At 69.2% G+C, this 8,893-nt stretch carries 9 protein-coding genes and 1 pseudogene; 3 read left to right on the top strand and 7 right to left on the bottom strand.

Annotated features, from left to right (window positions below):
- Positions 1-217 precede the first annotated feature (217 nt).
- Complete coding sequence (locus tag VF794_RS08200) at positions 218-526, top strand: hypothetical protein (RefSeq protein ID WP_331108623.1); 309 nt, start codon at positions 218-220, stop codon at positions 524-526.
- 66 nt (positions 527-592) lie between these two features.
- Here the strand turns inward: VF794_RS08200 and VF794_RS08195 are convergent, their stop codons facing one another.
- From VF794_RS08195 to VF794_RS41710, 4 genes and pseudogenes are all read right to left on the bottom strand, one after another.
- On the bottom strand, positions 593-1,621 hold the full coding sequence (locus VF794_RS08195; RefSeq protein ID WP_414640888.1) for an ABC transporter substrate-binding protein: 1,029 nt from the start codon (positions 1,619-1,621) through the stop codon (positions 593-595).
- 62 nt (positions 1,622-1,683) lie between these two features.
- Complete coding sequence (locus tag VF794_RS08190) at positions 1,684-2,418, bottom strand: ABC transporter permease (protein ID WP_331108624.1); 735 nt, start codon at positions 2,416-2,418, stop codon at positions 1,684-1,686.
- Positions 2,324-3,211, bottom strand: coding sequence for an ABC transporter ATP-binding protein (locus VF794_RS41715; protein WP_414640889.1), 888 nt, complete (start codon positions 3,209-3,211; stop codon positions 2,324-2,326). Before VF794_RS41715 ends, VF794_RS08190 begins: the two co-directional genes overlap by 95 nt.
- A 231-nt stretch (positions 3,212-3,442) precedes the next feature.
- Positions 3,443-3,979, bottom strand: a pseudogene (locus VF794_RS41710) (cysteine dioxygenase); the annotation flags it as partial.
- A 294-nt stretch (positions 3,980-4,273) separates the two neighbouring features.
- Between VF794_RS41710 and VF794_RS08180 the strand changes: the two are divergent.
- Positions 4,274-5,221, top strand: coding sequence for a hypothetical protein (locus tag VF794_RS08180; RefSeq protein WP_331108621.1), 948 nt, complete (start codon positions 4,274-4,276; stop codon positions 5,219-5,221).
- 62 nt (positions 5,222-5,283) lie between these two features.
- Here the strand turns inward: VF794_RS08180 and VF794_RS08175 are convergent, their stop codons facing one another.
- Both VF794_RS08175 and VF794_RS08170 read right to left on the bottom strand, forming a co-directional pair.
- The gene (locus VF794_RS08175; RefSeq protein ID WP_331108620.1) at positions 5,284-5,958 is read right to left on the bottom strand and encodes a hypothetical protein; all 675 of its coding nucleotides are present in this window, start codon (positions 5,956-5,958) and stop codon (positions 5,284-5,286) included.
- 81 nt (positions 5,959-6,039) lie between these two features.
- On the bottom strand, positions 6,040-6,783 hold the full coding sequence (locus tag VF794_RS08170; protein ID WP_331108619.1) for a hypothetical protein: 744 nt from the start codon (positions 6,781-6,783) through the stop codon (positions 6,040-6,042).
- Between the two features lie 117 nt (positions 6,784-6,900).
- On the opposite strand from VF794_RS08170, the gene VF794_RS08165 reads away from it, so the two are divergent.
- On the top strand, positions 6,901-7,953 hold the full coding sequence (locus VF794_RS08165; RefSeq protein ID WP_331108618.1) for a hypothetical protein: 1,053 nt from the start codon (positions 6,901-6,903) through the stop codon (positions 7,951-7,953).
- On the opposite strand, the gene VF794_RS08160 is transcribed toward VF794_RS08165, so the two are convergent.
- Positions 7,950-8,893 (bottom strand): hypothetical protein (locus VF794_RS08160; RefSeq protein WP_331108617.1); only part of this gene is annotated, 944 nt, incomplete at its 5' end. The genes VF794_RS08165 and VF794_RS08160 overlap by 4 nt on opposite strands.

Genomic DNA, 8,893 nt, shown 5'->3' with positions numbered 1-8,893 from the left:
CCGCCACCAGGAGCAGCGGCGCACCGAGGAGCAGCACGGACCAGCCCGCCCGGTCCTTCGGCTGGCCAGTGACGAGGTACATCATCCCACCGAGCAGGAGGGCGAGGGCGAGCCCTCCCACGACCAGGAGGGCATAGAGGAGTTTTTTGGCGGCCATGACAGGTAGCGGAGGGAGACGATACCATCAGGTCGACGCATCCTCGCGGAGGTCGAGACCATGTCGAGCAAGGCCCCCATCGGTGGAACGCTCGCGATCGAAGTGGCCCTGAAGGCGGAGGCGGCCAACAGCCTCAAGGCACTCGGGCACAGGTTGGATCGGCAGCTCGGCGAGTTGAGGCAGCTCGGGCAGCAGGTGCAGGCGATGGCACCCGGCCCCGCGCGCGACAAGAAGCTGGCCGAGTACGGCGAGAAGCGCCGGGATGCGGAGTACCGCCAGTGGACGCTCATCGTGCAGCGCGAGGCGATGGGGCTCTTCAACCACGCCGACGTGGAGGAGATCTACCGCATCCCCCCGAAGCTGAGCTGAGCCCGGGTGCCATGGCCCCCTTCGCCAGGCCCAGGCCCGTGCCGACGTGGGCGGCGGAGAGAGGGCCTACGGGGCCGGGTCCGGAGCCGCGGTCGGCTTGGGCCCCGGGCCCTCGGCCAGCACCTCCTTGAGGAGCGAGTCGTCCACCATGCCCGTCAGCTCCGAGCTGGGGATGAAGCCGAGCTGCCGGGCGTGCTCGGCGGCTTGCTGGAGCTGACCGGGCACCACTTCCAGTGCGGGCACCAGTCGGGTGAAGGAGTCCTTGAGCACGGGCTCGGAGATGGGGTGCCCCGTCACCTTGCCGAAGGCCTCGTTGACGCGCGAGACGAAGGCGTCTGGCTGCTGCTGCCACTGCCGGGTGAGCTCCACGTGCACGCGCAGCAGCTTCTTGAGCTGCTCGCGCCGCTGCTCCAGCGCCTGCCGGGTGGTGACGAGCACCGTGGTGTGGAAGCGCCGCTGTGGCCACAGGTCGCGCTCGTCCACGAGGATGTGGCCCCCGGCCTCGGCCACCATGCGGGCGCCCCACGGCTCGGGCACCCACGCACCTTCAATCTTCCCGTTGCTGAAGAGGCCGAGGATGTCCGGGTTGGACAGCGGGGTGACGGTGACGTCCTGCCCCACCTTCATGCCCTGCTGGCCCAACCAGTGCCGCAGGGCGATGTCCTGGGTATTGCCGAGCTGGGGGCTGGCCAGCGTCTTGCCCTTGAGCTCCGCCGGGGTGCGCGCCGTCTTCGTCACCAGCACCGCGCCCGCGTCCACCGCGGCGGCGATGATGCGCAGCTCCCGCCCGCCCTTGAGGAAGGTGTTGATGGCCGGACCCGTGCCCACGTACGAGGCATCCAGCGAGCCGGAGCTGAGTGCCTCCATGGCCGTGGGGCCGGCGTTGAACATCTTCAGCTCGACGCCGGGCAGGGCCTGCTGGAAGGCCCCCGTGCCATTGCCCACCAGCGCCTGGGCGTGGGTGATGTTGGGGAAGAAGCCCAACCGGAGCGGACGCTGCTCGCCGCCTCCCTGCTTGCCCGCCTGCTCCTTCTTGCAACCGGCCGCCGCCAGCACGACGGTGGCCAGGGCCACCACCCACGAACGCATCCGCATATGCCGCCCAGGGTGGGGTGGGTCGGGGCCCGCCGCACATGGACCGGGGTACGAGCCTTCTGTCAGCCCGTCGCCAGTCCCCAGCGGCGCCGCACGCGCAGCTCCACCGTCTGGAAGAGCACCCGGTCGATGAAGGTGCCCACGAGGATGATGGCGATCATCACCGCCATCACCTGCGGAATCTCCATCAGCTCGCGGCCCATGGTGAGCAGCTGGCCCAGGCCACCGGACACGTAGAGCAGCTCGCCGGCCATGAGGGCCCTCCAGGCGAAGCTCCACCCCAGCTTGAGGCCGGTGACGATGCCGGGCAGCGCCGCGGGCAGCAGCACGCCCCCGTAGAAGCGCGGCCCGCGGATGCCGTACGTGGAGGCCACGCGCATGAGCAGCGGGTCCACGTTGAGGATGCCGTCCTCCACCGAGATGGAGATGGCCAGCACCGAGCCCATCACCACCACGAAGATGATGGACGTCTCGGTGAGGCCGAACCACAGCAGGGCCAGCGGCAGCCAGCAGATGGAGGGCAGCGCCTGGAGGCCCACCACCAGGGGCCTCAGCACCCGGCGCGCCGCGCGCATCCGCCCCATGACGATGCCCAGCGGCACGCCGATGAGCACGGAGAGGGCATAGCCCTGCGCCAGCCGTGCCATGGAGAGCGAGATGCCCTCCCACAGCCGGCCATCCCTCGCCATGGCGAAGAGGCTCTCAGCGACCGCCTTCGGGCCCGGGAACAGGTGGTGGGGCCAGGGACCGAACCGGGCGAGCAGCGCCCACACCCCCAGGAGCCCCGCGAGGAACAGCAGCTTCTGACCCAGGTGCCAGACCTTCGTCATGCGTCCCCCCGTCCTCCCGGGCTCCAGGCCCGGCACCCTTCATGGACTCGCTCTCACGGAGCATGGCGCGGATCTGCCGCGCGAGTCCCACCAGCGCCACGTCGTCGGGACCGCGCGGCATGGGCAGCCGCACCTCCAGGTCCCTCAGGATGCGGCCCGGCCGGGGCGCCATCACCACCACCCGGTTGGCCAGCACCAGCGCCTCCGTCACGTCATGGGTGACGAAGACGATCGTCTTGCGCGTCTCCAGCCATACGCGCTGGAGCAGCTCGTGCATGTGCAGGCGCGTCTGCGCGTCCAGCGAGCCGAAGGGCTCGTCCATCAGCAGCACCGGCGAGTCCACCGCCAGCGCCCGGGCGAGCGCGGCGCGCATCTTCATCCCGCCCGACAGCTCGTGCGGCATCGCGCCGTCGAAGCCCGTGAGCTGGACGTACTGGATATAGCGGGTGGCGCGCTCGCGGCGCTCGGCCCTGGACAGGCCCCGGGCGGCCAGCACGAACTCGATGTTCTGCCGCACGCTCATCCACGGAAAGAGCGCCGCCTCCTGGAACATGAGCAGCCGGTCCGGCCCCGGGCCGTGGATGGGCTTGCCGTCGATGCGCACCTGGCCGCCGGTGGGCTCGAGCTGCCCCGCCAGGGCATAGAGCAGCGTGGACTTGCCGCAGCCCGAGGGCCCCAACAGGCAGACGAACTCGCCGGAGCGGATGTTGAGGTTGACGTCCTGGAGCGCCACCACCTTGTTGGCGTAGCGGTGCTCCACCCGCTTGATGGCGATCTTCGCCGAGGCCTCGCCCACCCGGGCGGGGACGAGCGTCTCCTTCACCTCCTGGACACGACGGAAGAGGACCTGCCAGAGGCGGGCGAGACGTCCAGGGCGCGGTCGCTCCGCCGCGGGCTGGGGAGGACGGGAGGTGGGAGGGTCGGCGATGCGCATCACACGGTCGTAATGGAGTTTGCGCAGCTCGCAACGGGAACGGCGCGGGTCGTACACCAGACAGGACTCGATGGGTCGGGAATAGATGTGGAGGGAGATGGCGAAGCCGCTGTGCGCACCGGTGCGTACCGAGTGCAGCTCCGTCTCGGGGTCGCGGTGGTCCATGGCGCCGGGGAGCAGGGTGCGCGGCGGGCCCGCGCGCTCGACGAGCGCGTACCCGGGCTCCTGGCCGCCCGCGATGAGTCGGTAGTCCGCCACTTCCAGCTCGCCCGCGATGGTGGTGAGCCAACACTCCTGGCCATCGTGCCCGTGGATGGGGGCGCGCGCATCGCGGCCCCAGCCCAGCACCAGGATCTCCAGATCCTCGTCGCGGTAGACGAGCGTGCGCGTGTAGCGCCCCTCGCGCAGCAGGGCATAGGGCTCCACCGAGCGCTGGTGCGGGGTGCCCTCGCGGAGCACCCGCTCGAGGGCCTCGGGTCCGCCACGGGCATGGGCCTCGCGCAACCGGAGAATGAACTGTTTCAGGGAAAGGGTAGGTGGGAGGGTGGTTTCAGCCTCGATCGCCTGCTGTTCGGTCGGTGGGCCGCTGTCCATGGCACTCCCCTTCCGTCCACGATGCGACTCCAGGACGGGTGAGGCTTCATGAAGGTGGGGCTGCCACCCCCAATAGCCAAGGGGGAGACCAGGCCGCCAGGGGAGGCCTCGTCCCCAACACCAGGGCAGGACGAGTGCCTGCCCTCCTCCAACCCCTCGGCCCCCGGTCGGTCGCCCTCGAGGCCTCGGTGTGGGTCCACGGCGCGGACTTGGCAAAAAAGTGCGGGGTGGAGGTAACTTCCACGCCAGTCCATGGGACAATGTGGGGAACGGATCATTCGCAGGAGCCCCCGCATGAGCACCATCAACCGCAATCTCCTGTCCCAGGTGGGCCAGGGCGCGCGTCAGACCCTCGAGAAGACCCAGCAGACGGCCAACGCCGCGGTGAACACCGTGAAGAACTCGGTGACCGAGGGCGCCAAGGTCGTGAAGCAGGGGGCGGACGCCTTCGAGGCGGGGCCGGTGCGGCAGGTGGCGAGCCTGCTGGGGGGCGGCAAGCCGCCGGACCGGGTGCATGACGGCCAGTTCGTGGGCGCCAACGGGCAGACGTTCCCGCCGGGCACGCCGCTGAGCCAGATTCCGGCGGTGATGCCGAAGAACAACGCCCACCCGACGAAGACCATCATCTACGTCAACGGCATCATGACGCCCAAGGAGGCGCAGTCGAGCGACCTCCAGGCCATCGCCGACAAGGCGGGGGCGCGCACCATCGGCATCCACAACTCCACGGAGGGCTTCGTCACCGACCTGGCCCAGTGCGTGAAGGACAAGCTGGACAAGGGCCGCAACCCGGCCGTGGACACGCTGGCGGACACCCTCTACACGGAGCTGAAGGCGGGCCGCTCGGTGGACCTGATGGGCTACAGCCAGGGTGGCCTCATCACCAGCCGGGCGCTGAAGGACGTCTCCAACCGGCTGCGCATCGAAGATGGGATGTCCAAGGCCGAGGTCGAGAAGACGATGAGCCGGCTGAACGTGGAGACCTTCGGGGCGGCCGCGACCACCTACCCGGACGGCCCCAAGTACGTGCACTACGTGAACAACCGGGACATGGTGCCCTCGCTCTTCGGGCTGGGCGGCAAGGTGGACCCGTTGCGGTTCCTGAAGGACGCGGGCAAGGGCGCGGTGGTGCACCGCTTCGGCGACGGCGGCGTCAACGTCATCGCGAACCACAACTTCCAGGACACGTACATGAAGCACCGCGTGCCCTTCGAGCAGGCGCGCCAGGGCAAGTTCAACTAGGGCTGGAGCCAGGCCCCTCCCCCGGAGCGGACGAACCGGCTCCGGGGGCCCTGCTCGGCGGACTACGGCGCCACACCGCTCCCTTCGGAGAGCTTCGGCACGAAGTCAGCGGGCGTGACCTCGGCGGGCTCGCTCAGCGGACGCAACCCCAGGCCCGTGGTGAGCCACGTCTCCTGGAAGGAAGACGTTCCGAGCGCCGAGGCCCGGACGACGAGCGCGGTGGAGACCTCCGCCAGGACGTGGTCCTCCACCTTCATCAGCTCGGCGCGGGCGCGGATCGCCGGCTGCTCACCGAGCACCTCCTGGGCCTTCGCGTCATCCACGATATAGACGAAGGTGCGGAAGGGGCTCGGGCGAGCGCTCACGCCAGGGCCCACCATCGCGCCCTTGCTCTCCAGCCGCCCCGAGGGCATGGCCGCGCCAGGGCACCCGCGCTGGACGCGCACCGGCGCCTGACCGAAGCCGGCCTTCTCCCAGAGGGGGTGGCGCTCCTTGATGGCCGCCACGTCCGACTTCAGCGTCTCCATCAGCTCCTGGCCACGGCCCTCCAGGGCGGGATCCAGCTCCACGCAGAGCTGAAGGCCCCTGCGCTCGGCCACGAGCAACGCATTGTCCAGCATCAGGTGGGACTCGTCGGAGGCCGGCTCGTCCAGCTCTCCCGCGCAGCGGACGCCCAGGACGAGCACACTCATCATCGCGGCCACGTGGACCAGTTCCCGTCGTACGAACTTTCTCATGATTTCAATCCCTTGCAGCAGGGGCGTCCTCTTCAGGACGCGAAAGGTTTCAAGACAGACAGCGTCGGACTCGCCGCGGACTCACCAGGTGTTGGTGCGATCCGCGATCCGCGTGACGGAGGACTTGTCGCTGGAGGTGGGGTACCAGACGGGGTCGGTGCAGCCCATGCTCGCGTACAGGTCGTTGTGCATGACGCTGTTCATGCAGTGCCCGTTGTAGCTGGGGTCCATCAAACCGAGGATGTGGCCGGTCTCGTGGTTGATGAACTTGCGCGCGCGGGTGTCGTAGCCGGAGACGTGCTCCGTCTGGAGGTACGAATACCCCCACTTGTAGTGGGTGTGGTAGCCGTCATAGACGCCGTTATCGAACACCACGCAGCTGTAGTAGCCGCCGCAGAGCGAGACCTCGTACCAGTCATCCTTGATGTGGTACTCGTACTCGATGGTGGCGCGGGTGGCCGAGTCGTACTCCGTGCAGAACTTCTGGGTGCGCCACAGGTCGACGCGCCAGCTCGCGGTGCCGTCCCAGATGGTGGAGAGCTTGGCGAGCGTCTCCTCGATGAAGCCCGCCATCCGGGTGCCGTCGATGCTCGCGGTGCGCGACTGGACGCAGTACTGCTCGTCCTGATCTCCCGGGGTGGTGCTCGTCCCGTTGTTGCCGTGAATGGTGGCGATGTGGGCCTGGTTCGAGCCGGTGTGCGTGTGATTGGCGTGAGCCTTGGGGATGTGGTGCCACGCGACCACCGACAACACACCCACCCAGGCCAGGGCGATCCAGCGGGGCGTGCGCTGCGGGGGGGCTTCTTCTGGGGTGTGGGGGGACATGATGCGGCTCCTGGGACGACGAGGCTGACCGCATCTTCTCATAAAACCGCTTTTACTGGTTAAGATTCGATTCCGGGGAGGTGTCGATCAGCGCACAGTCGAAGTAACGTGCCCGCCATGGTCACTCCCGCCGCGGCGGCTCGCCGCAACATCCACCTCGTTGGAAGCCTGCCGTTCGACAGCACCGCGGAGGCGATGGAGGCCGCGCTGACGCAGCTGGGGGAGCGGTTGCGCAGCCTGCCGGACGGCGAGACGGGAGCGCGTCGCAACTGGATCATGGAGCGGGTCGAGTCGTTCCGGAGGCACCCGGACCTGGAGCTGGTTCGGGAGGGGGACTGGTCGAGCTACGACAAGACTCCCGTCTTCGGAATCCGACGTGGACACGCGCTGCGAGGCGAATCGCTGGACCTCGGGTACATGGCCGCGTTCGAGGCGGGCTACCCGCTCTTCCTGGAGCGGCGGCGGGCCCTGGGCCTCACGAGTGCGGAGCTGGCGTACCAGGTGGGCATCCCCGGGGACTTCGACGTGGCGCTCTTCACCCTGGGTCCGAAGGGGCCCTTCCTCCACCGGGAGCCCTTCACGGAGGCGACGCTGCGGGAGCTGCGCGAGATCCACGCCCGAGGTGGCCAGGACGTCGTCTTCCAGCTCGAGGTGCCCGCGGAGCTCATCTTCACGACGCGCATGCCCGGACTGCTCCAGGAGCCGATGGCGCGCTTCCTCGCGGCGGGGATCTCCCGGCTCGCGGCCCGTTCACCCGAAGGGGCGCGCTTCGGGCTGCACCTGTGCCTGGGAGACCTGAACCACCGGGCGCTCGGGCGCATGCGGGATGTGAGCCCCCTGGTGCGCTTGTCGAACGCGGTGGTGCGCTCCTGGCCGGCGGGGCGGTCCCTCGACTACGTCCACGTGCCGCTGGCTGGCGGTATCGAGCCGCCTCCTGTGGAACCCGCCTTCTACGAGCCGCTGCGCCGGATGAGGCTGCCGTCCCGGACACGCTTCATCGCGGGCTTCGTCCACGAGAAGCAGCCGCTGGAGGAGCAGCGGCGCGTGCTGGCGCTGCTCGAGGGGCTGGTGGGGCGGACCGTGGATGTGGCCGCCTCGTGCGGGCTCGGCCGGCGCGAGCGCGGAGCGGCGCTGGCCAACCTGGAGCGGGCCGCGACGCTGGCTCGTTAGCTCCGGTGCCGCTCGGCCACGCGGTAGAGCCGGGTCAGTGAGTAGTCCAGGAGCGTCTGTCGCGAGCACATGTAGCGTTGAGCCCGGACAAAGGGCAACCAGACCCGATTGCCCACGAGCACCTGTGCCTCCATGAGATTCTCGCGAGGTATCCACTGGCCGCCCAGGTTGCGCACGAGCACCTCGCCCAGGTAGGCGCCAATGGCGGGCACCGCGCGCTCGTCGATGGCCTCTCGCAGGCGGCTCGTCGGGAACTCCTCGCGCCAGAAGTAGAAGTCGGCATCCGTGAGGGATTCAGGCGTGGTGTGGAAGACGGACGGCACCTCGGTGTGCAGCAGGGCCACGAGGTACTCGGCGAGGGTGTTGTAATGCTGGCGGACACGTTCCGGGTCATCCACGTCTGGAGGCAGGGCGGAGTCGGCGGGGAGCCACTCCTCGGGCTCGGGGGGCTGCCAGACGTTGAACTCGGCGATTCTGCGTGGGCGCTGGTGGCTGGCGGCGCGGTCCACCACGCGCGAGAGGAGCGGCGCCACGTCCGGGTGAAAGCGAGGCTCCACGGGGGCGAGCATGGCGCTGCGCTCGCGCAAGGTACGAAGCACGGTGTCGAAGTCCAGGTCTGGCCGGAGGTGGGCGTGGGCGCGGGCTTGAGCGAGCCGTGCCTCGTCACTGGCGAAATCCGCCACGGTGGGCCACGTCACCAGGAGGATGGAGCCATTGGGGAGCTCCTCCACCCGGTGGGCCGGCGTGGACAGCATGCGCTCGCGGCCCACGGTTTCCACCAGCTTTGGACCGAAGACGTTGAGCCAGAATACCTCGTAGATTTTGTCGAACCCTTCTCGAATGGAGGTCTGCATATCGCGACCAAAGCCGGGAGCGCCCGCCAACGCGGCGTCATCAGCGCTGTGGGCTGCGGCGTGGGAGACCGGGTAGCGGGAGGCCC

It is taken from the genome of Archangium sp., assembly GCF_036389735.1.
Taxonomy (GTDB): domain Bacteria; phylum Myxococcota; class Myxococcia; order Myxococcales; family Myxococcaceae; genus Archangium.
The sequence above is the reverse complement of the archived record's forward strand: the minus strand, read 5'-3'. Positions and strand labels throughout refer to the sequence as shown.

Bases quoted from the DNA above. Each gene is read 5' to 3' on its own strand.
- VF794_RS08175 (WP_331108620.1), bottom strand. From the start codon at position 5,958: ATGAGAAAGTTCGTACGACGGGAACTGGTCCACGTGGCCGCGATGATG.
- VF794_RS08200 (WP_331108623.1), top strand. From the start codon at position 218: ATGTCGAGCAAGGCCCCCATCGGTGGAACGCTCGCGATCGAAGTGGCC.
- VF794_RS08165 (WP_331108618.1), top strand. From the start codon at position 6,901: ATGGTCACTCCCGCCGCGGCGGCTCGCCGCAACATCCACCTCGTTGGA.
- VF794_RS08195 (WP_414640888.1), bottom strand. From the start codon at position 1,621: ATGCGGATGCGTTCGTGGGTGGTGGCCCTGGCCACCGTCGTGCTGGCG.
- VF794_RS08170 (WP_331108619.1), bottom strand. From the start codon at position 6,783: ATGTCCCCCCACACCCCAGAAGAAGCCCCCCCGCAGCGCACGCCCCGC.
- VF794_RS08180 (WP_331108621.1), top strand. From the start codon at position 4,274: ATGAGCACCATCAACCGCAATCTCCTGTCCCAGGTGGGCCAGGGCGCG.